Genomic DNA, 393 nt, shown 5'->3' with positions numbered 1-393 from the left:
TAATATTCATTTCTTTCATCCTTAATGTTCTTTTCGAACAGTCAGAGACTTCAACTCTTACCACACAGCTGTCTTTCACACAAAAAGGATATTCTTTGGGTTCTGCTTTAAACATCTGGGCTCTGATTTAAACAAGAGCGAATACATTCTTTTTTTCTTTTAGAATTTATTTCTTTTAAATCCATAGAATGCTTTTTTCAAAAAACTCTCTTAATTGTGCTTTGTGCAATACACTATCTTTAAAAATGAATCAAGCTTTTCGAAGGTTTTTGGTAAAAAGTGCATAAAGATCAAGCCGATGTTGACGTGTTAAGCATTAGGCCAGCTCTTGACGCCAATTTGCAATAGCTTTGTGATGGACTGATGTCAATACGGGTGGAATAGTCAGCCTTT

General features: G+C 34.4%; 1 pseudogene. It reads right to left on the bottom strand.

The annotated features are described in order from the left end of the window. Positions 1 to 250: 250 nt before the first annotated feature. Positions 251 to 393 (bottom strand): annotated as a pseudogene (locus tag J7R05_RS09485) (tRNA (guanosine(37)-N1)-methyltransferase TrmD); the annotation flags it as partial.

This window comes from Bartonella capreoli (genome assembly GCF_902813205.1).
Taxonomy (GTDB): Bacteria; Pseudomonadota; Alphaproteobacteria; order Rhizobiales; family Rhizobiaceae; genus Bartonella; species Bartonella schoenbuchensis.
Note: the sequence above shows the minus strand (reverse complement) of the source record. Positions and strands in the feature narration are given on the sequence as shown.